This is a genomic window from Arthrobacter sp. P1_B9 (genome assembly GCF_056406495.1).
Genome location: NZ_JBFUAA010000004.1, coordinates 124,450 through 146,842, shown reverse-complemented (window position 1 = coordinate 146,842; position 22,393 = coordinate 124,450). Strand labels below are relative to the sequence as shown.

General features: G+C 68.8%; 21 protein-coding genes. 17 read left to right on the top strand and 4 right to left on the bottom strand.

Annotated elements, in window-relative coordinates; translation table 11 throughout:
- Positions 1-125: 125 nt before the first annotated feature.
- On the bottom strand, positions 126-389 hold the full coding sequence (locus AC1D1A_RS07860) for a DUF6458 family protein (RefSeq protein WP_476932316.1): 264 nt from the start codon (positions 387-389) through the stop codon (positions 126-128).
- Positions 390-695: 306 nt separating this feature from the next.
- Between AC1D1A_RS07860 and AC1D1A_RS07855 the strand changes: the two genes are divergently transcribed.
- The 4 genes from AC1D1A_RS07855 to AC1D1A_RS07840 all read left to right on the top strand — a co-directional run bounded on the left by AC1D1A_RS07855 (position 696) and on the right by AC1D1A_RS07840 (position 5,261).
- Complete coding sequence (locus AC1D1A_RS07855; RefSeq protein ID WP_079552210.1) at positions 696-1,313, top strand: alpha/beta hydrolase; 618 nt, start codon at positions 696-698, stop codon at positions 1,311-1,313.
- Between the two features lie 320 nt (positions 1,314-1,633).
- The gene (locus AC1D1A_RS07850) at positions 1,634-2,005 is read left to right on the top strand and encodes a substrate-binding domain-containing protein (protein ID WP_476870181.1); all 372 of its coding nucleotides are present in this window, start codon (positions 1,634-1,636) and stop codon (positions 2,003-2,005) included.
- Positions 2,006-2,123: 118 nt separating this feature from the next.
- Positions 2,124-2,867: an HAD family hydrolase gene (locus AC1D1A_RS07845; RefSeq protein WP_476870180.1), complete on the top strand. Its 744-nt coding sequence runs from the start codon at positions 2,124-2,126 to the stop codon at positions 2,865-2,867.
- Between the two features lie 63 nt (positions 2,868-2,930).
- Positions 2,931-5,261, top strand: a complete 2,331-nt coding sequence (locus AC1D1A_RS07840; RefSeq protein WP_476932317.1) for a glycoside hydrolase family 65 protein — start codon at positions 2,931-2,933, stop codon at positions 5,259-5,261.
- 58 nt (positions 5,262-5,319) lie between these two features.
- Here AC1D1A_RS07840 and AC1D1A_RS07835 read toward each other — a convergent pair whose 3' ends face one another.
- The gene (locus tag AC1D1A_RS07835; RefSeq protein ID WP_476947471.1) at positions 5,320-6,693 is read right to left on the bottom strand and encodes an MFS transporter; all 1,374 of its coding nucleotides are present in this window, start codon (positions 6,691-6,693) and stop codon (positions 5,320-5,322) included.
- Between the two features lie 126 nt (positions 6,694-6,819).
- Between AC1D1A_RS07835 and AC1D1A_RS07830 the strand changes: the two genes are divergently transcribed.
- The 7 genes from AC1D1A_RS07830 (at position 6,820) to AC1D1A_RS07800 (ending at position 16,799) form a co-directional block, all read left to right on the top strand.
- The gene (locus tag AC1D1A_RS07830) at positions 6,820-7,713 is read left to right on the top strand and encodes a hypothetical protein (protein ID WP_476870177.1); all 894 of its coding nucleotides are present in this window, start codon (positions 6,820-6,822) and stop codon (positions 7,711-7,713) included.
- The gene (locus tag AC1D1A_RS07825; RefSeq protein WP_476947470.1) at positions 7,704-8,453 is read left to right on the top strand and encodes a LamB/YcsF family protein; all 750 of its coding nucleotides are present in this window, start codon (positions 7,704-7,706) and stop codon (positions 8,451-8,453) included. The genes AC1D1A_RS07830 and AC1D1A_RS07825 overlap by 10 nt, the downstream gene beginning before the upstream one ends.
- 143 nt (positions 8,454-8,596) lie before the next feature.
- Positions 8,597-12,307 (top strand): nitrate reductase subunit alpha, encoded by a 3,711-nt coding sequence (locus tag AC1D1A_RS07820; protein ID WP_476947469.1) that lies wholly within the window; start codon positions 8,597-8,599, stop codon positions 12,305-12,307.
- On the top strand, positions 12,307-14,049 hold the full coding sequence (narH, locus tag AC1D1A_RS07815) for a nitrate reductase subunit beta (protein ID WP_476947468.1): 1,743 nt from the start codon (positions 12,307-12,309) through the stop codon (positions 14,047-14,049). The genes AC1D1A_RS07820 and narH overlap by 1 nt, the downstream gene beginning before the upstream one ends.
- Positions 14,046-14,666, top strand: coding sequence for a nitrate reductase molybdenum cofactor assembly chaperone (gene narJ, locus AC1D1A_RS07810; RefSeq protein WP_476947467.1), 621 nt, complete (start codon positions 14,046-14,048; stop codon positions 14,664-14,666). Before narH ends, narJ begins: the two co-directional genes overlap by 4 nt.
- A 2-nt stretch (positions 14,667-14,668) precedes the next feature.
- A complete protein-coding gene (gene narI, locus AC1D1A_RS07805; RefSeq protein ID WP_476947466.1) occupies positions 14,669-15,514 on the top strand; it encodes a respiratory nitrate reductase subunit gamma in 846 nt (281 codons plus the stop codon).
- Positions 15,515-15,575: 61 nt separating this feature from the next.
- Positions 15,576-16,799, top strand: coding sequence for an MFS transporter (locus tag AC1D1A_RS07800; RefSeq protein WP_476886726.1), 1,224 nt, complete (start codon positions 15,576-15,578; stop codon positions 16,797-16,799).
- 14 nt (positions 16,800-16,813) lie between these two features.
- Here AC1D1A_RS07800 and AC1D1A_RS07795 read toward each other — a convergent pair whose 3' ends face one another.
- Entirely contained in the window at positions 16,814-18,151 is a 1,338-nt protein-coding gene (locus AC1D1A_RS07795) for a DUF445 domain-containing protein (protein WP_476947465.1), read from the bottom strand.
- 50 nt (positions 18,152-18,201) lie between these two features.
- Between AC1D1A_RS07795 and AC1D1A_RS07790 the strand changes: the two genes are divergently transcribed.
- The 5 genes from AC1D1A_RS07790 to AC1D1A_RS07770 all read left to right on the top strand — a co-directional run bounded on the left by AC1D1A_RS07790 (position 18,202) and on the right by AC1D1A_RS07770 (position 21,086).
- Positions 18,202-19,101 (top strand): glycerophosphodiester phosphodiesterase, encoded by a 900-nt coding sequence (locus AC1D1A_RS07790; RefSeq protein ID WP_476947464.1) that lies wholly within the window; start codon positions 18,202-18,204, stop codon positions 19,099-19,101.
- 97 nt (positions 19,102-19,198) lie between these two features.
- Complete coding sequence (locus AC1D1A_RS07785; RefSeq protein ID WP_230008480.1) at positions 19,199-19,645, top strand: DoxX family protein; 447 nt, start codon at positions 19,199-19,201, stop codon at positions 19,643-19,645.
- On the top strand, positions 19,606-20,415 hold the full coding sequence (locus tag AC1D1A_RS07780; RefSeq protein WP_476856157.1) for an AzlC family ABC transporter permease: 810 nt from the start codon (positions 19,606-19,608) through the stop codon (positions 20,413-20,415). The genes AC1D1A_RS07785 and AC1D1A_RS07780 overlap by 40 nt, the downstream gene beginning before the upstream one ends.
- Positions 20,412-20,723: an AzlD domain-containing protein gene (locus tag AC1D1A_RS07775; protein WP_230008482.1), complete on the top strand. Its 312-nt coding sequence runs from the start codon at positions 20,412-20,414 to the stop codon at positions 20,721-20,723. The genes AC1D1A_RS07780 and AC1D1A_RS07775 overlap by 4 nt, the downstream gene beginning before the upstream one ends.
- A gap of 108 nt (positions 20,724-20,831) precedes the next feature.
- Positions 20,832-21,086, top strand: coding sequence for a hypothetical protein (locus tag AC1D1A_RS07770; protein ID WP_476947463.1), 255 nt, complete (start codon positions 20,832-20,834; stop codon positions 21,084-21,086).
- A gap of 51 nt (positions 21,087-21,137) precedes the next feature.
- On the opposite strand, the gene AC1D1A_RS07765 is transcribed toward AC1D1A_RS07770, so the two are convergent.
- Positions 21,138-21,770, bottom strand: coding sequence for a TetR/AcrR family transcriptional regulator (locus tag AC1D1A_RS07765; protein WP_028275272.1), 633 nt, complete (start codon positions 21,768-21,770; stop codon positions 21,138-21,140).
- A gap of 177 nt (positions 21,771-21,947) precedes the next feature.
- Between AC1D1A_RS07765 and AC1D1A_RS07760 the strand changes: the two genes are divergently transcribed.
- Positions 21,948-22,322, top strand: coding sequence for a thiamine-binding protein (locus AC1D1A_RS07760; RefSeq protein WP_476947462.1), 375 nt, complete (start codon positions 21,948-21,950; stop codon positions 22,320-22,322).
- Positions 22,323-22,393 lie beyond the last annotated feature (71 nt).

Sequence of the window (22,393 nt, the reverse complement as noted above, 5' to 3'; positions counted from 1 at the left end):
GGCTGGGCATGTGCTGCGCTTGGGGTGGTTGCGGGCCGGGATGGCGGAAGCCGGGCCCGACCTCGAGGTCCGGCCCGGCTTCCGGGTCGTTTGATTCCGCGCCGCTCAGTGGGTGCGGGGAAATCTCAGATGCCTGCGTCGCGGCTCTCATTGCGGGTGATGGTCTCGCCGGTGTTGGGGTCCACTACCGTGCGGCTTTCGCTGACCCGGCGCGTGCGGCCGCGTCCTGGGCCGGCGAGGACGAGAGAAGCGATGAGTCCAATCACGCCGACCGCCATCAGGATGTAGCCGATCATGGCCTGGTTCACATTGGGGATCAGCCCCGGGACGACGGCCCAGGCCAGGATGGCGCCGATGGCGATGAGGAAGATTGCGGAACCGATTCTCATAACGTGCTCCTTGATGCCCGGGGGGCGGACTGATGATGGTAAGCATGCTGTCCAGCGTCACGCTACAACCCCGCCCCTACTGTTTCAATGAAGCACCCTCCGCCCCGCGGGGAAAATTTCCGCGCCGGTTTCGGCCAGCCGCGCCTTTTCCAGACGGATGCGCCACGGATCCGGGGGGCGGAGGTCCGCTTCCGCCGCGGAAACCGCGGAGCGCGGCCCCGTGCCACGCGTCCCGCCCCGCACGGGGCCGCGGAGCGCGGCCCCGTGCGGGGCGGGACGCGTGGCGGTGCTGGATAGGCTGAGCCAATGGAGACGGTGATCTGGTCAAAACCCGAACACGAACGCGGCGGCACCCCGCTGCTGGTGATGCTGCACGGCTACGGCACGGACGAATTCCGCATGTCCAAGCTGTTCGCTTCCCTGCCGCCCGAGTTCAGCTGCGCCGCCCTGCGTGGACCCAAGGACATTGGAGACCACTACGGCTGGTTCCTGCTGGACTATTTCCTCACCCATGACTTTGCCGACGTCATCGCCTCCACGAACGCGGTCTTCGCCTGGATCGAGTCGGTCAAAGCCCGGCACAGCAGCGTCAGCCTGTTCGGATTTTCGCAGGGGATGGCGATGGCCAGCACGCTCCTGCGGCTCCGGCCGGAACAATTCCGCGCAGCTGTGGGGCTCTCGGGTTTTGTCCTGGACAACGAACTGCTGGCGATGAGTGAATCGTTCACCGCCCGGCCGCCGTTCTTTTGGGGCCGGGACAAGGGCGACGTCGTCATCAACGACGCCGCTACCGAGCACACCGAGGCGTGGCTGAACCGGAATACCCAGCTCACAGCCAGGACCTATCCGGGCATGGGTCACACGATCTCGAAGGCCGAACTCGTGGACGTCAGCGCGTTCCTGCGGCACTACGTCCTGCGCTGACCGGGCGCTGACCAAGGCATTACGTCCTGCGCTGACCGGGCGCTGACCAAGGCGCTGACCAAGACACCCGCCGGTCCCGCCAACCCACGGCCAAGCAGGCCTGCCAACCCGTTCCCGCTCCGCTGCCAAACTCAGAATCATCCACTTGCATGCCAAATATGTAAGCGCTTACAATCGACCTCGGCCATGAACACCGGGCCCACTACTTCGGGGGGAAGAAAGGGCTGAGTCCGTGCCGCAGGCCAATACCCCGCGCGTGAGAATCCAGCACGTCCCCGCGCTCCCCGGACTCTCCAGCTGCACCGTCTCCTCCGGACCTCGTGCTCGACGCCGGCTCCAGCATCGAAGGCGGCCGGCTGGCCATGGTGGAGCCTGTGGAAAACCCCGGGATGCCGTCCGCGGTCTTCGCCGGTTGCGACGAGACAGCCTGCGGTGCGCTCATGGCCATGCGGGAGCTCGGTTTGTCAGCGCCGGAAAACGTGTCCATCATAGGAATAGACGATCATCAGATGAGTTGGTTCCTGGGCCTGACCATAATTGCCCAGCCGCTGGCCGGCCAGGGCGCGTTCGCGGCCAACCTGCTGATTGAAAGACTTCATCGCTCAGGACTTGCCACGCCGCCTGCCAGTCCGCCTTCGAACCATCTGCTGGACACCAAATTGGTAGAGCGCACCAGCACGCGCCGACGCTGATCCGGACGGCGTCCGACGCCGGAACGGCCCCCAACAGAGCAGCCCTGAACTGCCTGCCTTAGACCATCGCTTTGACCAAACCGTCTTGCCTGCCCGTCGTCTGAAAGGACCTCGACTCATGACTGTAGTTCCCGACACCTCCGGCCTCGCCGGTGCGCTCTCCGGTGCAACCGCCATCCTTTTTGACCTCGACGGCGTCCTGACCCCCACCGCCGTGGTGCACGAGCACGCCTGGAAGCAGCTCTTTGACGGCTTCCTGGCCTCGGTCCCCGGTGCTGAGCCCTACCGTGAGAGCGACTATTTCGACCACATCGACGGCAAGCCGCGGTTTGACGGCGTCCGGGACTTCCTGGCCTCCCGCGGGATTGTGCTGCCCGAGGGCCCGCTGAACGACGAGCCCGCGCATGACACCGTCCACGGACTCGGAAACCGCAAGAACAAGGTCTTCAACGACATCGTCGAGGCCGGCGGAGTCCAGCCGTACGAGGGCTCCGTCCGGCTGGTTGAGGCCGCGCTGGCCCGCGGACTCAAGCTCGCCGTCGTCTCCTCTTCCCGCAACGCCCCTGCCGTGCTGAAGGCTGCCGGCCTGTCCGACTACTTCCCGGTGGTGGTCGACGGCGTCGTCGCCGTCGCCGAGGGGCTGCCCGGCAAGCCCAGCCCGGCCACCTACGAATACGCCGCGAGGCTTCTGGGCCTGCCAAGCCAGGAGTGCGTCGTGGTGGAGGACGCCGTCTCCGGCGTCCAGGCCGGCAGCGCGGGAGACTTCCGCTCGGTGATCGGCGTCGACCGCGGCGCCGGCCGGCAGACCCTGCTCGACGCCGGGGCCACGGTCGTGGTCAACGACCTCGCCGAACTGCTCTAGCCCGGCCCGCTCACCCCACCGCCCAGCCCACTGCCCACTCCCGCCGAAGGAACCCCCTAAACCATGGCTCTCATCACCTCGGACCGCGCCCGGTTCCCCAACGATCCCTGGCAGCTGGTCGAGACCGTTCACCTCCCCGGCAATGCCGGCACCCTGGAGACCCTGTTCAGCCTCGGCAACGGGCACCTGGGCATCCGCGGCGCGCACTGGGGTGCCGCGGACGCCGAACTTCCGGGCAGCTTCATCAACGGCTTCCACGAGACCTGGGACATCAAGCACGCGGAAAACGCGTACGGCTTCGCCCGCACCGGCCAGCGGATACTCTACGTCCCGGACGCCAACAACTTCACCGTCATCATCGACGGCGAGCCGCTGAGCCTGGAGGAGTCCACCGTGCTGGACTACCGCCGCTCGGTGGATTTCGCCACGGGTATCTACGAGTGCCGGATCACCTGGCAGTGCCGTTCCGGCGCGACCGTGACCACCACCGAACGGCGCGCCGTCGGTTACGCAACCCGCGGGGCGCTGGGCATCAGCCTCGAAGTGGCGGCCGACCGGGATATCTCCGCGGACGTCACGTCCTCGGTCATCAACCGCCAGGACCAGCCGGTGGAGGACCACTCCGCCCATGATCCGCGCCGCGCCGGCCGCCACGCCGGCCGTGTGCTGCTGCCCCTGCGGCTCGACGGCGGGGACGGCTCCCTGCGCCTGTCCTGGGAAGCCTCGGAATCCAAGCAGCGGCTCGGGATGGCCGTGGATCACTGGACCTCGGCCGGCGTGCAGCCGTTCGACACCCAGGTGGACCAGGACGACAGCAGCGTGCGCTACGTGCTCGCCGTCAGCGCGGACGCACCGTTCGTGCTGGAGAAAAGCGTCAGCTACGCCGTGGGTCAGGCCGCCGAGGACCTCGCCGACAACGCCGAAGCCAGCCTCAAGCCGGTCAGCGAGATCTTCACCGAGAGCGAGGACCACTACCGCGCCTACTGGAGCACAAGCGACATCGTCCTTGCGGGCCAGACCGAGCTCCAGCAGGGCGTGCGCTGGAACCTCTTCCAGCTCGCGCAGGCCACGGCCTGCGCCGATGTGGCCGGCATCCCGGCCAAGGGCGTGTCCGGCTCCGGCTACGACGGCCACTACTTCTGGGACCAGGAGGTGTACCTGCTGCCCTACTTGACCTACACGAACCCGGGCAACGCCCGCCAGGTCCTGGAATTCCGCCACGACCTCCTGCCCGAGGCGAAGATCCGCGCCAAGGAACTCAGCGTCGACGGCGCCCTCTTCCCCTGGCGCACCATCAACGGACTCGAGGCCAGCGCCTACTACGCGGCCGGCACCGCACAGTTCCACATCGCCGCCGCGATCGCCTTCGCGACCAACCGGTACATCTGGGCCAGCGGGGACACCGGGTTCCAGGCCACCCTGGGCTCCGATCTGCTGATCGAGACTGCACGGATGTGGGTCTCACTCGGCTTCTTCGGCAAGGACGGACTGTTCCACATCCACGGCGTCACGGGCCCCGACGAGTACACCGCCGTCGTCAACGACAACCTGTACACGAACGTCATGGCGCGCTTCAACCTGCGCGCCGCGGCGGCACTGGACCACCCGGAGATCGACGACGCCGAACGCCAGCTCTGGGAGCAGGCAGCAAACCGCATGCAGCTGCCCTACGACGAGGACCTCCAGGTCCATTCCCAGGACAACGACTTCATGACCCTGGAACCGTGGGACTGGACCACTCCCCGGTCCAAGTACCCGCTCCTGCTGCACTTCCACCCGCTGGTGATCTACCGGCACCAGGTCCTTAAGCAGGCCGACACCGTGCTGGCCATGTTCCTGCAGTGGCAGGACTTCACCGCCGAGGAAAAGCGCCGCGCCTTCGATTTCTACGACCCCATCACCACGGGCGACTCCACGCTGTCCGCCTGCGTCCAGGGCATCATGGCGGCCGAGGTCGGCTACGGCAAGGCCGCGCTGGACCACTTCACCCACGCCCTGTTCATCGACCTCGACGACACCCACGGCAACACGATCGACGGCGTCCACATCGCCTCCACCGGCGGGGTGTGGAGCTCGCTGGTCAGCGGCTTCGCCGGGCTGCGGGACCAGGGCGCTGTGCCGTACTTCGACCCCCGGCTGCCTGCCGAATGGGACGGCCTCGAGTTCCACCTGAAGATCCAGGGCAGGCTCCTGCACGTCGGACTCGAACCGGATTCGATCAGCCTGACCGTCCGCGACGGCGCGCCGCTGGAGGTCGACGTGCGCGGGGAACTGCTCACGGTCGACGGCGGCCCGGTCCGGGTCCCGCTGGCGCCCGTCACCGTCCCGGAACCGACCATCTTCCCCAGCGGCCTTCCGACGTCGTCGATCCCGGTGGTGCGCGCCGCAGTCTAAACCGCCGCCGAAGCAACGCGGGGTCACTTATCGCCCATGATCCCCCCGGACATGGGCGCTAGGTGACCCCGCGTTGGTCTGGGCCGGGCTGCCCTGGTCCGGAGGATTCGGCAGGGGCCGGGGCGTCGGCGGGTTCCTCACCGCCGGCGGGCTCCTCACCGCCGGCGAGGGGGTGGGCCAGTTCATCGGCCGGCATCCGCGCCACGACCATCGCGACGACGGCCATCGCCGGGCACACGGTCCCGGCGACGAGGAAGATCAGCCACACCGGCAGCACCTCGGCGGCCGGCCCGGCGAGTGCCATGGAGACCGGCATGAGGGCCAGGGATACAAAGAAGTCCAGGCTCGAGACGCGGCCCAGCAGATGCGGCGGCACCCGGCGCTGGAGCAAGGTTCCCCAGATCACCATGCCCACGCCGCCGGTGGCGCCGAAGATGAAGAGGGCGGCGGCCACGGCCCAGAAACTGTCCATGATTCCGACGGCGGCGATCGGCAGGCTTCCCGCTCCCCAGGACACCATCATCACGGTGAGGTAGCGGCGCGGGAGGGGAAAAGAAGCCGTGGCCAGCGAGGCTGCGGCGCCGCCCAAGCCCATGATGGCGAGCAGGAAGCCGAACATGCGCGCGTCCCCGCCGAGCTGGTCCCGGACCACGAAGGGGATCAGGACCTCGATGGGGCCGATCAGGAACAGCACCGAAATGCAGGCCCAGAGCAGGGTCCACAGCAGCCAGGGCGTCCGAACGGTGTAGCTGACGCCCTCGCGGAGGTCGTGGCGCAGGGACGTCTTGGCCCGCGGCTGGCCAGATTCGGTAGCCCCACCGCTGTCCGGGACTCCCGCCGCGGGCTGGCGGTGGAGGAGGTTCAGGATGCAGAAGGCCACCAGATGGCAGGCCGCCACTCCGGTGACGGCGTAGGCGGGGGACAGGGCCGCCACCAGGATGCCCGCAACGGCCGGTCCGGCGGCCTGCTGCAACAGCGGCCGCATCGTGCCTTCCAGGCCGTTGGCCGCCAGCAGGTCCTCGGGCGGCAGGATCCGCGGCAGGATGGCGGAGTAGGCGGGGAAGAAGAACGCAGCCCCGACGCCGAGCACGAAGGCCCCCAGCGCGAGATGCCACAGCTCGAGCAAGCCGGCCAGGGCCAGCCCGCTGACAGTGGCAACGACGGCGAGGTTGGCGCCCTCGACCGCGATGATCAGGAGCCGCTGGGGCACGCGGTCCGCGGCGATGCCGCCGGCGAGCAGAAACGTCACCAGCCCGACGCTGCCCGCCGCGGCCACGACCGAAAGCTCCAGCGGTCCGCCGCCCAGATGGATCACCTCGTAGACCATCGCGACGGCCCACATCCCGGAACCGAAGATGGAGATGGCCAGCGCCGTGATCAGCACACGGTACTCCCGGTGCGCGAAGGGGCGGAGGGCTCGCAGGGCGGGCATGGGCCCAGTCTAGTAGCCAGCCGCGCGGCCGGGCTGGACCCCTCCGGGGCGCAGCGGCGACCCCGCCTGCCTGCCCGTGTGTAGTGTTAAGTGCACTTAGTTTTATGGTTCCGACGAGAGGCGATCATGGCCAAGCGCAGCAACCCGGCAATGAAGATTGCCCAGGAAACAGCCCACAGCGCGATGTTCGACGCGGCAGGCCAGCCCCGGCCCGGCCTGCACAAGGTGCTCCTGCGGGCGGTTGAAGTCCAGCGGCCGCTGGTGCTGGCCAATATCCGCAGGCTTCAGCGCAGGCACCCGCAGGCCACCGCGGCGCAGCTCGCCGCCATCCTGGAGCGCGACTACCTGCTGGCCGTCACCGGCGGCGGTGCGCTGGTCGGCGGGGCTGCCGTGATTCCGGGCGTCGGAACTGCGGCCGCACTGGGTCTCTCGGCCGCCGCAGCAGTCGGGTTCCTCGAAGCCACCGCACTGTATTCCACGGCCCTTGCTGAACTGCACGGCATCCGGATGGTGGACCCGGACAGAGCCAGCACCCTGGTCATGGCGGTCATGCTGGGCGAGGAAGGCACCCAGCTACTGAGCTCGCTGAGCGGACAAGCGGCGGGCCGGGGCAAGGGGCCCACCCAGGCCTGGACCGCGGCCTTCACCCGCCGCGTCCCCCTCGCCGGCTTCGGTACAGTGCGGGCCAAGATCCAGACGATGTTCCTGCGCTCCCTGCTCAAGACCCAGGGCACAGCCTGGCTGGGCCGTGCCCTGCCCTTCGGTATCGGCGCCGTCGTAGGCGGCGTGGGCAACCGGGTGATGGGCCATGCGGTCGTCGCGAACGCCAAGGAAGCATTCGGGCCCATCCCGGACACGATTCCGGGAGAACTGCAGGCCCTTGCGGAAACCACCGGGCCGGCCGCGCTCTACGAAACTTCCCTGGACGCGCAGCCGGGCGGCGGCACCCAGGGCGGCGGCACTCAGGGCAGCGGCGCCCCGAAGGCTTCAACGAAGGACGGCGGCACGTTTTGGATCTGAACACTGACCTGGGGGAGTCCTTCGGGACCTGGACCAAGGGCGCCGACGCCGCGATGTTTCCGCTGGTCACGAGCGCCAGCGTGGCCTGCGGGATGCACGCCGGGGACCCCGTGACCATGCTGGACACCTGCCGGGCGGCGTACGAGCTCGACGTCAACGTCGGTGCCCACATCGGCTACCCGGACCTGGCCGGCTTTGGCCTGCGCTCGCTGGACATGACCTTTGACGATCTCTTCGGCGCGGTCCTTTACCAGCTCGGGGCGCTCGACGGCGTCGCCCATGCCGTGGGCGCCTCGGTGGACTACGTCAAGCTGCACGGGGCGCTCTACGACCGCACCGTGCACGACGGCGAGCAGGCCTCCGCCGTGATCGCCGCCATCCAGGCCTACGATCCCGGACTGCCCGTCCTCGGCTTCCCCGGCTCAGCCCTGCTGGAAATCGCCAAGGAAGCCGGGCACCCCGTCTTCTCCGAGGCCTTCGCCGACCGCGCCTACTTCCCCGACGGCACCCTCGTGCCGCGCACCGAGGTGGGAGCAATGATGCTCGACACCGGACAGGTTGCCGAGCGGGCGGTCAGGCTCGCCACGAAGGGCGAAATCGAGGCCGTCGACGGCACCGTGCTCCGGATCGAGCCGCAGTCGCTGTGCCTCCACGGCGACACCGCCGGCTCCGTTGCCGCGGCGACCGCGATCCGTGCGGCGCTGGAGGCTGCCGGCGTCGAGCTGGAGAGCTTCGCCTGAACCGCGAGCCCCGACCCGCGGGGCCGGCCGGCTGGCCCTGAACTGCGGGGCCGGCCGGGCAGCTCCCGGGCCGCCCGGACCCGGGCCTGCCACAGTGTCCTAAGGCCCTGTTCCGGCCAGAGGGGGCACCCTAGCTTGAAGGAATGACTGCCGGAGACGCGGCGGGGCTGGACGGGCCCGCCTCGGATGCAATGTTGAAGCTGGGCCGATTCTTTACGAAATGGGACCAGACCGACGACGGCAGGGCGGTGTTCCGCGAGGGTGGCCGCAAGGGCGACATCTTTTACCGGGACCGCTGGAGCCACGACAAGGTGGTCCGGTCCACGCACGGGGTGAACTGCACCGGCTCCTGCTCCTGGAAGGTGTACGTCAAGGACGGCATCATCACCTGGGAATCCCAGCAGACCGACTACCCCTCCGTGGGCCCGGACAGCCCGGAATACGAGCCGCGGGGCTGCCCGCGCGGCGCGGCCTTCTCCTGGTACACCTATTCACCCACCCGGGTGCGTTTTCCGTATGCGCGGGGAGTCCTCGTCGAGATGTACCGCGAGGCCAAGGCCCGGCTGGGTGACCCGGTGCTGGCCTTTGCCGACGTCGTGGGCGACCCCGAGCGGCGCCGCCGCTACCAGCAGGCCCGCGGCAAGGGCGGCCTGGTGCGGGTCTCCTGGCAGGAGGCGATCGAAATCGCCGCCGCCGCGCACGTGAACACCATCAAGGCCTACGGCCCGGACCGCTGCGCCGGGTTCTCGCCCATCCCGGCGATGTCCATGGTCTCGCACGCGGTGGGGACCCGCTTCATCCAGCTGATCGGCGGGGTGATGACGTCCTTCTACGACTGGTACGCCGACCTCCCCGTGGCCAGCCCGCAGGTGTTCGGGGACCAGACCGACGTCCCGGAATCGGGGGACTGGTGGGACGCCCGGTATCTGATGATGTGGGGATCCAACGTCCCCGTCACCCGCACCCCGGACGCGCACTGGATGGCCGAGGTGCGGTACCGCGGCACCAAGGTGGTCACGGTCAGCCCGGACTATGCGGACAACACGAAGTTCGCCGACGAATGGCTCCCCGCGCAGGCCGGAACCGACGCCGCGCTGGCCATGGCGATGGGGCACGTCATGCTCAAGGAATTCTTCGTCGACCGTGAGGTGCCGTTCTTCGCCGACTACGTCCGCCAGTACACCGACCTGCCGTTCCTGGTCCGTCTCGAGCGGCGCGACGACGGCTCCCTCACCCCGGCCAAGTTCCTCACCGCCAAGGACCTTCCCGCCGCTGAAGGGGCCGAGGACGCGGCGTTCCGCACCGTCCTGTTCGACAAGAAGACCGGGCTGCCGGCGGTCCCCAATGGCTCGATGGGCTTCCGCTACTCAGAGAGCGGCGAGGGCAAATGGAACCTGGATCTCGGAGCGATCGAACCGGCGCTGTCCCTCCGGGAAGTGTCAATGGAAAGCGCCGAGATCCTGCTGCCGTGCTTCGAGGACGCCGGCGGGGACGGCAGCGTGCTCCGCCGCGGCGTGCCCGTCCTGGCGGTGGAAGGCCAGCTGGTCACCACCGTCTTCGACCTCATGCTGGCCCAGTACGGGGTCGGCCGCGACGGGCTTCCGGGGGACTGGGCCGCCGGCTACCAGGACGCAGCGACACCCTACACGCCGGCCTGGCAGGAGGAGATCACCTCCGTCCCGGCGCAGGCCTGCATCCGGGTGGCCCGCGAATTCGCCCGCAACGCCGAACAGTCCAAGGGCCGGTCGATGATCATCATGGGCGCCGGGATCTGCCAGTGGTTCCACGGCGACACCACCTACCGGGCGGTGCTGGCCCTGGTGATGCTGACCGGCTGCATGGGCCGCAACGGCGGCGGCTGGGCGCACTACGTCGGCCAGGAAAAGACCCGGCCGGTCACCGGCTGGCTGTCGCTGGCCAACGCCCTTGACTGGTCCCGGCCGCCGCGGACCATGATCGGCACAGGCTACTGGTACATGCACACGGACCAGTGGCGGCAGGACGGCTACTCCGCGGATGCGCTGAAGTCCCCGCTCTCCACCGGGGCCCTGGACGGCATGCTCACCGCGGATGCCCTCGCCCAGTCCGCCCGGCTCGGCTGGATGCCGTTTTACCCGCAGTTCGACCGGAACCCGCTGGACCTCGCGGACGAGGCCGGGGCGGCCGTCGCCGCCGGCACCGCGACGGACGCCGCCGGCTACATCGCCGATGCCCTGAAGAGCCGCACCCTGAACCCGGCGATCGAGGACGTGGACGCCCCGGAAAACTGGCCGCGGACCCTCGTGCTGTGGCGCTCCAACCTGTTCGGCTCCTCGGCCAAGGGCAACGAGTACTTCCTGCGGAACCTGCTGGGAACCCACAACAATGTCCTGGGCCAGGACCATGCCGAGGGGCTCAAGCCCAAGGATGTGAAATGGCATGAGCAGGCGCCCGAAGGGAAGCTCGACCTGCTGGTTTCCGCGGACTTCCGGATGACCTCCACCACCCTGCTGTCCGACGTCGTGTTCCCGGCCGCCACCTGGTACGAAAAACACGACCTGTCCTCCACCGACATGCATCCGTTCGTGCACGCCTTCACCCCCGCGATTGACCCGCCGTGGGAGACCAAGACTGACTTCGACACCTTCCACCTGCTGGCCCAGGAGTTCTCCCGGCAGGCCAAAACCCACCTCGGCGTCCGCCGGGACCTGGTGAGCGTGCCGCTGCAGCACGACACGCCCGGCCAGTTGGCCCAGCCCGGCGGGATTGTGCGGGACTGGCGGGACATGTCCGTCCCGGCGGTCCCTGGTCAGAACATGCCCATTTTTTCCGTCGTCGAGCGGGACTACACCGCCATCGCGGACAAGCTCGCCGCCGTCGGGCCGCTGGCGGACAAACTGGGCTTTACGGTCAAGAACGTCACGTACAAACTTGCCGGCCCGTTGGACCGGCTCAGCCGTTCCAACGGGGTGATGCTTGGCGGCGCCGCGGACGGCCGTCCCGCGATCGATACGGACGCGAAGATGGCCGAGGCCATCCTGGCGTTCTCCGGCACCACCAACGGGACGCTGGCCGTGCAGGGCTTCAAGGACCTGGAAATCCGCACCGGGAGGAAACTGGCGGACCTGGCCGAGGGCTCCGAAGAAAAATACATCACCTTCGCCCAGACCCAGGCCGGCCCGGTTCCGGTGATCACCTCGCCGGAATGGTCCGGCTCCGAGACCGGCGGCCGGCGCTACGCACCCTTCACCATCAACGTCGAGCGGCTCAAGCCCTTCCACACGCTGACCGGCCGGATGCACTTCTTCCTGGACCACGACTGGATCCGGGACATCGGCGAGGCGCTGCCGATCTACCGGCCGCCGCTGGACATGCACCGGCTCTTCGGCGAACCCAGGCTCGGCCAGGACGGGTCCATGGAGGTGGTGGTCCGCTACCTGACGCCACATTCCAAGTGGTCCATCCACTCCGAATACCAGGACAACCTGCTGATGCTCTCGCTCTCCCGCGGCGGGCCCACGGTCTGGATGAGCCCCGCCGACGCGGCGGCCATCGAGGTCAAGGACAACGACTGGGTGGAGTGCCTGAACATCAACGGCGTCCTGGTGGCCCGGGCGATCGTCAGCCACCGGATGCCGGCCGGTGTGGTCTACGTCCACCACGCGCAGGAACGCACCATCGACGTGCCGAAGTCCGAGGCCACCGGGCGGCGCGGCGGCATCCACAACTCCGTGACCCGGCTGCTGGTCAAGCCCTCGCACCTGATCGGCGGCTACGCCCAGCTCGCCTACGCGTTCAACTACCTTGGCCCCACCGGAAACCAGCGCGACATGGTGGCCACCGTCCGGCGTCGTTCCCAGGACGTGCAGTACTGATGCGTGTCATGGCCCAAATGGGCATGGTCATGAACCTGGACAAATGCATCGGCTGCCACACCTGTTCCGTAACCTGCAAGCAGGCGTGGACCAACCGTGCCGGCACCGAATACGTCTGGTTCAACAACGTCGAAACCCGGCCCGGGCAGGGCTATCCGCGCCGCTACGAGGACCAGGAGAAGTGGCACGGCGGCTGGGCGCTGAACAAGCGCGGGAAGCTGGTGCTCAAGGCGGGCGGCCGGGTGAAGAAGCTCTTCGGGATCTTCGCCAGCCCGGTCCAGCCCGAGCTCAAGGACTACTACGAGCCATGGACCTACGACTACAAGACCCTCGTTGACGCGCCCCTGGGCGACGACTTCCCGGTGGCCCGGCCCAAGTCCCTGATCACCGGGGAGGACACCAAGATCACCTGGTCCGCGAACTGGGACGATGACCTCGGCGGCTCCGCCGAGAACGGCCACCTGGACCCGATCGTGGAGAAGGTCCGGCGGGAATCCGAGGACAAGATCAAGTTCGCGTACGAACAAACCTTCATGTTCTACCTGCCGCGGATCTGCGAGCACTGCCTGAACCCGTCCTGCATGGCCTCCTGCCCCTCCGGCGCGATCTACAAGCGGGTGGAGGACGGGATTGTGCTGGTGGACCAGGACAAATGCCGCGGCTGGCGCCAGTGCGTCACCGGCTGCCCCTACAAGAAGATCTACTTCAACCACAAGACCGGCAAAGCCGAGAAGTGCACCTTCTGCTACCCGCGGGTGGAGGTGGGGCTCCCGACAGTCTGCTCCGAGACCTGCGTGGGCCGGCTGCGGTACCTGGGGCTGTTCCTGTACGACGCCGACGCCGTCACCGCGGCGGCCGCCGTCACGGACCCCCGGGAACTCTACGACGCCCAGATGGACGTGCTGCTGGACCCGAACGACCCCGCCGTCCAGGCCGAGGCCCGGGCCCAGGGCATCCCCGAAGACTGGATCGACGCCGCCGGGCGCTCGCCGGTCTACGCCCTGGCCAAGGTCTACAAGGTGGCGCTGCCGCTGCACCCGGAATACCGGACCATGCCGATGGTCTGGTACGTGCCGCCGCTCTCACCCGTGGTGGACCTGCTGCGCGACCAAGGCCACGACGGCGAGGACACCGGCAACCTTTTCGGCGCCATCGACGCGCTGCGCATCCCGGTGGAATACCTCGCTGAACTCTTCACCGCCGGCGACGCGGACCGGGTCACCGCGGTGCTGAAGAAGCTCGCCGCCATGCGCTCCTTCATGCGCGGCATCAGCCTCGGCAACGACCCGGACGACGCCATCCCGGAGGCCGTGGGGATGGACAGCCAGAGCATGTACGAGATGTACCGGCTGATGGCGATCGCGAAATACGAGGAGCGCTACGTCATCCCGAAGGCCCACGTGGAACAGGCCCACGACCTCGAGGAAATGGGCTGTTCGCTCGACTTCGAGGGCGGCCCCGGCATGCAGGATACCGCCCACTTCGGCGAAGCCAGCGGCCGGCCCGTCCCCGTGGCGGTGGAAACCTTCAACGCCCTCCGGGACCGGCAGACCTCCGGCTCTGCGCCCGGCGAAACCACCCTGCGCGGCAGGGTGAACCTGCTGAACTGGGACGGCACCGGAGCACCCTCCGGGCTTTTTCCGGAAAAGGCGTTGCTTCCGGAAAAACCGCCTCCGGCGGAACCGCCGCCGCCGAAACCGGCGGGCCCCGCGGAATCCCCTCCGGCGGGGGAGCAGCCATGACCCGCCGCCAGCAGGTCCTCTACCTCGCTGCGGCCTGGTGCCTGTCCTACCCTGAGGAGGAACTGACCGGCCGGGTCCCGCTGATGCGGGCCGCGCTGGCCGAGTTCCCCGGCGCCACGGCGGACTTCGCTGCAGTCCTGGACCAGCTGGAGTCCACGCCGCCGATCCAGCTCCAGTCCCAGTACGTGCGCGAGTTCGACCTCGGAAAGCGCCACGCCCTGCACCTTTCCTACTGGACTGACGGGGACACCCGGCGCCGCGGCGAGGTTCTGGGCAACTTCAAGAAGATCTACCGGCAAAGCGACATCCTGGTGGACACCCACGGCGAACTGCCCGACTACCTCCCGATGGTCCTCGAATACGCCGCGCTGGTGGACCTGGCGGCCGGCCGCGAGCTGCTGACGCGCTTCCGGGCGAGCCTGGAGATGCTCCGCTTCGGGCTGCTCCGGGACCAGCTGCCGCACGCCCGGATCCTGCAGGCCGTCTGCGCCACGCTGCCCGGGAAATCCCCGGCGGACGAGCAGGCCGTCATGCGGATGGCCGGGTACGGCCCGCCCACCGAGGCCGTGGGCCTGGACCCGTACGATCCGCGCCTGCTGCCCGTGAAGGGGGCCTGAGCATGCTGGCATTCGAAGCGGAACCCGGATCCGCCGTCGGACTCTCCGCACTGGACATCGTGCTGTGGGGCGTTCTCCCGTACGTCATGGTGGTGGTTTTGGTCGGCGGGCTTCTCTGGCGCTACAAGTACGACCAGTTCGGCTGGACCACGAGGTCTTCCCAGCTCTATGAGTCCAGGCTGCTGAGGATTGCGTCCCCGTTGTTCCACTTTGGCCTGCTCGCCGTAATCGCCGGTCACTTCTTCGGCCTGGTCATTCCGATGGGCTGGACCCAGGCGGCCGGGATGAGCCAGGAGTTCTACCACTTCAACGCCCTGCTGGTCGGCGGAATCGCCGGGGTCGGAACGCTGGGCGGGATCCTCCTGCTGATCTACCGCCGCCGGACCACCGGGCCGGTCTTCATGGCCACCACCGGCAATGACAAGACCATGTACGTGGTGCTCACCGCGGCCATTGTGTTCGGGCTGTGGACCACCTTGGCGAGTGTCTTCGAGGGCGAGCACGGGCACAATTACCGCGAGACCGTGGCCCCGTGGTTCCGCTCGCTGTTCATCTTCCAGCCCGACATCGCGGCGATGGCCGCGGCGCCGTTCTCCTTCCACCTGCACACCCTGGTAGGCATGGCGCTGTTCGTGATCTGGCCGTTCACGCGCCTGGTCCATGCCTTCACGGCCCCGTTCCACTACCTCTTCCGCCCCTACATCGTCTACCGCTCCCGGGACCGGGACACCGGTGGGGCCGGGGCCAAAGGCACAGCCGGCGCTGCCGGCGCCCGGAGCTCCACGGCCGGCGCGCGGCGGGGCTGGTCCGCCGTCGGAACCCGGGACCGGGACACCAGGAACCGGTAACCCGGTGCCACCGCTGAAGCTGCGTTGCTGAACTGCTTGTTGACCAAGGAAGGAGACCGCCGTGGCCGGAGCAGTGTCCCCGCCCGTCGCCGCCCCCGCGGGCCGGGCGCTCAATCTGACGCTCGCCACCTCGACCTCCGTGGTGTGCTTCTGGGCCTGGAACTCCATCGCCACGCTGAGCGCGTTCTACACCCAGCACCTGCACCTCAATCCGGCCACCACCGGCGTGCTCGTGGCCATGCCCGTCTTCGTCGGCTCGCTGGGGCGGATCGTCGTCGGCGCCTTGACGGACAAGTACGGCGGCCGCGCCATGTTCACTTTTGTCCTGCTGGCCTCCATCGTCCCGATCCTGCTGGTGGCCGTCGGCGGCAGCCTCGACTCCTTCGCCCTGGTGCTGGCTGCCGGCGTGCTGCTGGGGGTCGCCGGAACCGTCTTCGCCGTCGGGATCCCCTTCGTCAGCGCTTGGTACGAGCCCGCCCGGCGGGGTTTCGCCACCGGCGTCTTCGGCGCGGGCATGGGCGGAACGGCCCTGGCCGCTTTCCTGAACCCCCGGCTTGTCGCCGCCATCGGCTACGTTCCCACCCACCTGCTGATCGCCGCGATTCTGGCGGTCATGGCCGCCATCATCTGGTTCCGATTGAAGGAGGCGCCGGGCTGGACCCGCAGCAACGCGCCCGTGATGCCCAAGCTGATCGACGCCGCGAAGACCCCGGTCACGTGGAAGCTGTGCTTCCTCTACGCAGTCCTCTTCGGTGGCTTCGTTTCCTTCGCCACGTATCTGCCCACGTACCTCCGGGATGTCTACAGCTTCGATCCCAGCGCGGCCGGCGCCCGTACCGCGGGGTTTGCGCTCGCAGCCGTGCTGGCGCGGCCGGTGGGCGGCGTACTCGCCGACAAGATCGGTCCCAAGCCAGTGGTGATCGCTGCCCTCGCCGGCGTCGCCGTCCTTGCCTGGGTGGTGAACCTGCAACCCGACGGCGACGTCCCCGCCGGCCTGACGTTCGTCGCCATGGCGGCGGCGCTGGGCCTGGGCACGGGCGGGGTGTTCGCCTGGGTGGGGGTCCTCGCGCCGGAGGGCAAGGTCGGCAGCATCAGCGGGGTGGTCAGCGCGGCCGGCGGCCTGGGCGGCTACTTCCCGCCGCTGATCATGGGCGCCACCTATGACGCCGCGGCGCACAGCTACGCGATCGGGCTGCTGCTGCTCGTCGCCACAGCGTTCGCGGCGCTTGTCTTCACCATCTTCGCCATGCACGGCAGGACCAAGGCCAAGGTCGCGGCCGCCTAGCCGGTGCCGCGGGATTAGCCGAACAGGAGGGTGGCCAGCGTAAAGATGGCCAGCCCGGCCAGGGCGCCCACCACCGTGCCGTTGATCCGGATGAACTGCAGGTCCCTGCCGACCTGCAGCTCGATCTTCTGCGACGTCTCTTCGGCATCCCAGCGGGCCACGGTGTCCGTGATGACCCCCGCGATGTCCGAGCGGTAGGTCTTCACGAGGTAGCCGGCCGCGTCGCCGATCCAGGCGTTCACCTTGCCGGCGAGCTCGGGATCGACCAGCAGCCGGGTGCCGAAGTCATGCACGGCCGCCTTGAACTTGACGGTCAGTTCGCTGTGCGGGTCATCGACGGCGGTGAGCAGGGCCGTCTTGATGGTCTCCCAGGTGCGGGAGGCGAGCTCGCGGACCTCCGGGTCGCCGAGCACTTGGGCCTTGATGCCCTCGGCGCGGGCGATCATGACAGGATCATGCTGCAGGTCCTGCGCGAGTTCCTTGAGGTACTTGTCGATCGAGAGGCGGACCTGGTGCTGCGGGTCGGACTGCACGGCGCGGGTGAACTTGAGGATCTCCACGTACACCTTGTCGCCCACCAGCCCGTCCACGAACGAGGGCACCCACGTCGGGGACCGGTCGGTGACCAGCCTGTTGACCGTCTCCTGGTTGTCCCGCACCCAGTCCACGGTGCGGTCCACCAGCAGGTCCACCAGCGCATGGTGGTGCCCGTCGTCGAAGATCCGCTCGGCGAGCCGGCCCACCGGCGGCCCCCACGGCGGGGTGAGCAGGTGCTTGCGGACCATGGACTCGATCACGGCCTGGACGTCGTCGTCGTTGAGGACCTTGAACGCGCCGCGGATGACGGCGGCACCTTCCTTGGCGACCCGGTCCGGGCCGCCGGGGCTGGACAGCCAGGCGCCGGCCTTGCGCGCAATGTCTGCGGACGCCAGCTTCTCCTGGACCACCTGTTCGGAGAGGAAATTGGTTTCCACGAATTCGCCCAGCGAGGCGCCGATCTGGTCCTTCCGGCGCGGGATGATCGCGGTATGCGGGATCTTGATGCCCATGGGGTACTTGAACAGGGCCGTGACGGCGAACCAGTCCGCGAGGGCCCCGACCATGCCGCCCTCGGCCGCGGCACGGACGTATTCGAGCCCCGGATACTGCTTCTGCAGGGCGAACGCGATGATGAAGATCACCGCCATGACGACCAGCAGCGAGAGGGCCAGGAGCTTCATCCGGCGAAGCGCCGCGGCCTTCTCGACGTCGCTGGAGGCAGCGGAACGCTGTCCGGGGGGACCGCCCGGCCGGGCGCCGCCCGGACGTCCCGCGGCGCCGGTCAGGGAAGTTGACTCAGTATTGACCTGCATGAGCCCAGCCTAGCCCGCCACGGAAACGGACGGTCCGCTAACGTGGCACCATGACCACTGATGAGCCTGCCGCCGCCCGGCCTTTGGTCTATGCCCACCGCGGCGCCAGCGGAACATTCGCCGAGCACACCCGGGCCGCGTACCTGCAGGCAATCGCCGACGGCGCCGACGGCGTCGAATGCGATGTCCACCTGACCCGGGACCAGCACGTGGTGCTCCTGCACGATGCCACCCTGGACCGCACCTCGGACGGCACCGGCCAGGTGGCCGACCGGACCCTGCAAGAACTCCAGGAACTGGACTTCTCCTCCTGGAAGGGAGCCCGGATCCCGGAGGCCTACGGCGCCAAGTCCGGGCAGTTCCTGACCCTGCCGGACCTGCTCGACATCCTGTGTGCGGCCGGCCGCGGGATCGGGCTGGCGATCGAGTTCAAACACCCGAGCCCGTACCAGCTCAGACTCGAGGACCGGGCCCTCGAGGTCCTGAGGGCCCAGGGCTGGGATCCGCGGACGTCGATGCTGGAGAACATCACGGTTTCCTTCATGAGCTTTAGCCCCGACTCCGTAAAACACCTCCTGGAGTCCGTACCGGCCGCGGCTGTCTGCCAGCTCGTGGATGACGTCAATGTGGCGGACATCCGGGAGGAACTGGGCCTCGGTGCCCTGACCGGCGGGGCGCTGGCCAACGTGATGAAGGCCGCCCAGGCTGAGGGGGAACGGATCCTGGCGGCGGCCGAGGCCGGCATTGCCGGCCCCGGCATCGGGTACGTCCGCACGCACGCCCCGGCCGTTCAGCGCTGGCTCGCCTCGGGGCTGCGGTGCCGGGTGTGGACGGTCGACACCGAGGACGACGTCGAACGGTGCCGGAAACTCGGGATCCAGGAGATCACCACCAACTGGCCCGCCCAGGTCCTCTCCCAGCTCATGGCGGACAGCCGGCCCCCACGGTAGCCGTCTGGCTGCCACACGGATCTTGGGCTGACATCTTCACATCCCCCGAGTCCCGGGCGGATTACGGCCGGCGTGGCCGCTGTGGTTGAGTTGTTGCATGCCATTTCGCCGGCCCGTCCCGGACCTCCAGACGCTGTCCGCGGCAGCGATGAGCGCGCTGCTGCTCACCAGTGCCGCCAAGCACTTCCGCGAGCCTGAATTTTTCCACCCGGTGGTACCTGACTTCCTGTGCCGGGACGACTCCGGCGAGCAGCCGAACGGGCCCCTGGCCGTCCTGTCCCGTGAGGAATGGGTGGCAGTGAGCGGGCTGCTGGAAGCCGCCGCCGCCGTCGGGCTCCTGGTCCCGGCCACCCGGAGGGCCGCCGCGGGCTGCGTCACGGCGATGTTCGCCGCCTTCCTCGCCGGCCACGTGGATGCCCTGCGCAAAGCCTACGGGCCGGAGGGCTCGCCGCGCCGGCGACGCGTGCACACCCTGCGGCTCCCGCTCCAGGCGCCCCTCATCGCATGGGCCTGGACTTTGACGCGGCGGAACCGGCGCCCGTGAAAATCCTGCAGTCACCGGCGGTGCGGATCGGTTTATCGATCAGCATCGCCACCGGTCTCTACGGCGTCTCCTTCGGTGCGCTGTCCGTAACCTCGGGCCTGGATTTCTGGCAGACCATGGCACTGAGCCTGCTGCTGTTCAGCGGCGGCTCGCAGTTCGCCTTCATCGGTGTGGTGGCCGGAGGCGGGTCCGGCGTCGCAGCGATGGGCGCCGCGACGCTGCTGGGCATGCGCAACGGCATCTACGGCATGCAGATCAATGCCCTCCTGCAGCCGCGCGGGTGGCGGAAGTTTGCCGCGGCCCAGCTGACCATCGACGAGTCCACCGCCACCAGCACAGGGCAGACGGACCCCGACGAGCAGAAACGCGGCTTCTGGACCGCCGGAATCGGCGTCTTTGTCCTCTGGAACCTGTTCACCGCCCTCGGCGCACTGGCCGGCGGGGCGCTCGGGGATCCCAAACAGTGGGGACTGGACGGCGCCGCCGTGGCGGCCTTCCTGGGCCTGCTCTGGCCGCGGCTGAAAGGCAGGGAACCTGTGGCCATCGCGGTGGTCTGCGCGCTGGCCACCGTGCTGGCCGTGCCGTTCGTGCCCCCGGGAGTGCCGATCCTCGTCGCCGCCGTGGTCGCGGCAGGGATCGGCTGGTTCAGCCACGGCCGCAGCGACGAGGGCCTGGAACCGGACGTCGATCCGTACGCGGAGGACCACGTGCACCACCACCACGACCCGGCCCGCGAATCCCGCGGTGACCGCCCCGGAGACGACGCATGAATCTTTGGATGTGGCTGCTGCTCTCCTGCCTGCTCGCCTACGCCTGGAAGCTGCTCGGTTACCTGGTGCCGGCCAGCCTGCTCCGCAACCCGCGGATGTCCAGGATTGCCGGGACCATGACAATCGGGCTGCTGGCGTCCCTGACGGTGGTCAATGCTGTCGCCTCCGGCCAGTCGCTCGTCCTGGACGCCCGGCTGGGCGCATTGGCGGCGGCGGGCATCGCCTTGTGGTTGCGCGCGCCGTTCCTGGTGGTGGTGATCGCCGGCGCGGCCGCGGCCGCTGGGCTCCGGCTGCTCGGCTGGGACTGACCCGCCAGTGGAACGCCTGACCGCGCTGGAGCGCGGATGGGCTGTGGGTGCCGCCGGAACGGTCTTTAGTCCCTACTTGGTGCCGGGATCGCATGGGAGCATTCGAACATGACTGAACACGACGGCGAGCTGCCGGCTGCCGGCCGGGAGGCTGCCGACGAGCAGGCCGCGGAGCAGCAGGCCGCGGAGCAGCAGGCCGCGGAGCCGCGCAAGGATCAGCGCACCAAGCAGCACGAGCCGTATGTTTCCGGCGGGGCTGAGTCCACCCGGGAAATGCGCGAAATGTCCCGCCGCCGTCGGGAAGCCGAAGAGAAGCTTCAACAACACCTTCTCGAAGCCAAGGAAAAGCCGGCCGAAGACTAGCGCCGGGCACCGGGCTGTCGGGGCACCTGCAGGATCCGGCGCTTATGGGTGCTAGCCGAGAACGGCGTCGAACGCGGTGCCCGTCAGCGGGGCCTGCGGCGGCAACGCCCGGTCCGGCCGCTCCGTCCGGATGGCGTCCTCAACCAGCGCCACGGGCCGGCGCCACGCGTCGGAGCCCGGCTCCATGGTGTCCACGACGCCGATCAGCATGGCCAGCAGGCGGATCATGTCCGTCATGGAAATATCGCTGCGCAGGGTGCCCTGCCCCTGGCCCCGGCCCAGCAGCACGGCGATGGATTCAATCAGGCCACCCGTAATCCCGGTCAGCAGCCCGCGCCGGCCCGCGACAGCTCCCAGCAGGTTGGCCTCTTCGCTGGCGACATGCATCGTGGCATCGATGACCCGAAAGAGCCCTGCGGCGGCGTCAGGATCGGCCAGGGCCTCATCGATGGCCGGATCCACCTGCAGCCGGAGCTGCTGGTTCAGGGCAGCGAGCACCAGCTCTTCCTTGTCGGCGAAATTCCGGAAAAGGGTGGCGGGACCCACGCCGGCGGTGACGGCAATGGTCTGCAGCGGCACCTCGGGGCCGTGCTCGCGGAAGCACTGGCGGGCCGCGGCGATGATTTTGTCCACGTTGCGCGCGGCATCTGCGCGGAGCGGCCTGCGGTCTACTGCCCGGTTCATTTGCCTAGGGTAGCAACGCGAAGGGTGTGCGAACCTGTTACCGGCGGGTAGTGACTTATGTGACGGTGGCGGAGGTGCGCCCGGCCGCTGCCGGGCTTGAATCGCGTGAAAGACTGGTGCCGGACAGCCCGGAAGTTTTCGCCCCCGGTGTCCTGACTGAGTGAAGGGAACCACCACATGCTGGTCGCATTCTCCGTAGCACCCTCCGGTGACCCCGCCAACGGGCAAGCGCCCGGCGACGCGTCGGTGCACGACGCCGTCGCGGCCGCGGTGCGGATCGTCCGGGAGTCGGGCCTGCCCAACCGGACGAGTTCCATGTTCACCGAGATCGAGGGCGACTGGGACCAGGTCATGGACGTCGTCAAGCGGGCCACGGACGCGGTGGGCGCCTACGGTTCGCGCGTCTCGCTGGTCCTCAAGGCGGACATCCGGCCGGGCTACAGCGGCGAGCTGACCGGCAAGGTGGAACGGCTGGAAAACGCCATCGACGGGCAGGGCGCCGGCGGGACCGGCCCGCAGATTCCAACCCGGCCGGGAAACCAGGCGTACTGAGCCGGACCGCACGCCGAAACGCGGGCGGGAACGGCGCGCCCGGAGGGGTACCGCCAGGCGCGGGCGGCTGG

Excerpts from the sequence above, each read along its gene's own strand:
- AC1D1A_RS07860 (WP_476932316.1), bottom strand. The coding sequence starts at position 389 with ATGAGAATCGGTTCCGCAATCTTCCTCATCGCCATCGGCGCCATCCTG.
- AC1D1A_RS07855 (WP_079552210.1), top strand. The coding sequence starts at position 696 with ATGGAGACGGTGATCTGGTCAAAACCCGAACACGAACGCGGCGGCACC.
- AC1D1A_RS07845 (WP_476870180.1), top strand. The coding sequence starts at position 2,124 with ATGACTGTAGTTCCCGACACCTCCGGCCTCGCCGGTGCGCTCTCCGGT.
- AC1D1A_RS07840 (WP_476932317.1), top strand. The coding sequence starts at position 2,931 with ATGGCTCTCATCACCTCGGACCGCGCCCGGTTCCCCAACGATCCCTGG.
- AC1D1A_RS07835 (WP_476947471.1), bottom strand. The coding sequence starts at position 6,693 with ATGCCCGCCCTGCGAGCCCTCCGCCCCTTCGCGCACCGGGAGTACCGT.
- AC1D1A_RS07830 (WP_476870177.1), top strand. The coding sequence starts at position 6,820 with ATGGCCAAGCGCAGCAACCCGGCAATGAAGATTGCCCAGGAAACAGCC.
- AC1D1A_RS07820 (WP_476947469.1), top strand. The coding sequence starts at position 8,597 with ATGACTGCCGGAGACGCGGCGGGGCTGGACGGGCCCGCCTCGGATGCA.
- narH (WP_476947468.1), top strand. The coding sequence starts at position 12,307 with ATGCGTGTCATGGCCCAAATGGGCATGGTCATGAACCTGGACAAATGC.
- narJ (WP_476947467.1), top strand. The coding sequence starts at position 14,046 with ATGACCCGCCGCCAGCAGGTCCTCTACCTCGCTGCGGCCTGGTGCCTG.
- narI (WP_476947466.1), top strand. The coding sequence starts at position 14,669 with ATGCTGGCATTCGAAGCGGAACCCGGATCCGCCGTCGGACTCTCCGCA.
- AC1D1A_RS07795 (WP_476947465.1), bottom strand. The coding sequence starts at position 18,151 with ATGCAGGTCAATACTGAGTCAACTTCCCTGACCGGCGCCGCGGGACGT.
- AC1D1A_RS07790 (WP_476947464.1), top strand. The coding sequence starts at position 18,202 with ATGACCACTGATGAGCCTGCCGCCGCCCGGCCTTTGGTCTATGCCCAC.
- AC1D1A_RS07785 (WP_230008480.1), top strand. The coding sequence starts at position 19,199 with ATGCCATTTCGCCGGCCCGTCCCGGACCTCCAGACGCTGTCCGCGGCA.
- AC1D1A_RS07780 (WP_476856157.1), top strand. The coding sequence starts at position 19,606 with ATGGGCCTGGACTTTGACGCGGCGGAACCGGCGCCCGTGAAAATCCTG.
- AC1D1A_RS07775 (WP_230008482.1), top strand. The coding sequence starts at position 20,412 with ATGAATCTTTGGATGTGGCTGCTGCTCTCCTGCCTGCTCGCCTACGCC.
- AC1D1A_RS07770 (WP_476947463.1), top strand. The coding sequence starts at position 20,832 with ATGACTGAACACGACGGCGAGCTGCCGGCTGCCGGCCGGGAGGCTGCC.
- AC1D1A_RS07765 (WP_028275272.1), bottom strand. The coding sequence starts at position 21,770 with ATGAACCGGGCAGTAGACCGCAGGCCGCTCCGCGCAGATGCCGCGCGC.
- AC1D1A_RS07760 (WP_476947462.1), top strand. The coding sequence starts at position 21,948 with ATGCTGGTCGCATTCTCCGTAGCACCCTCCGGTGACCCCGCCAACGGG.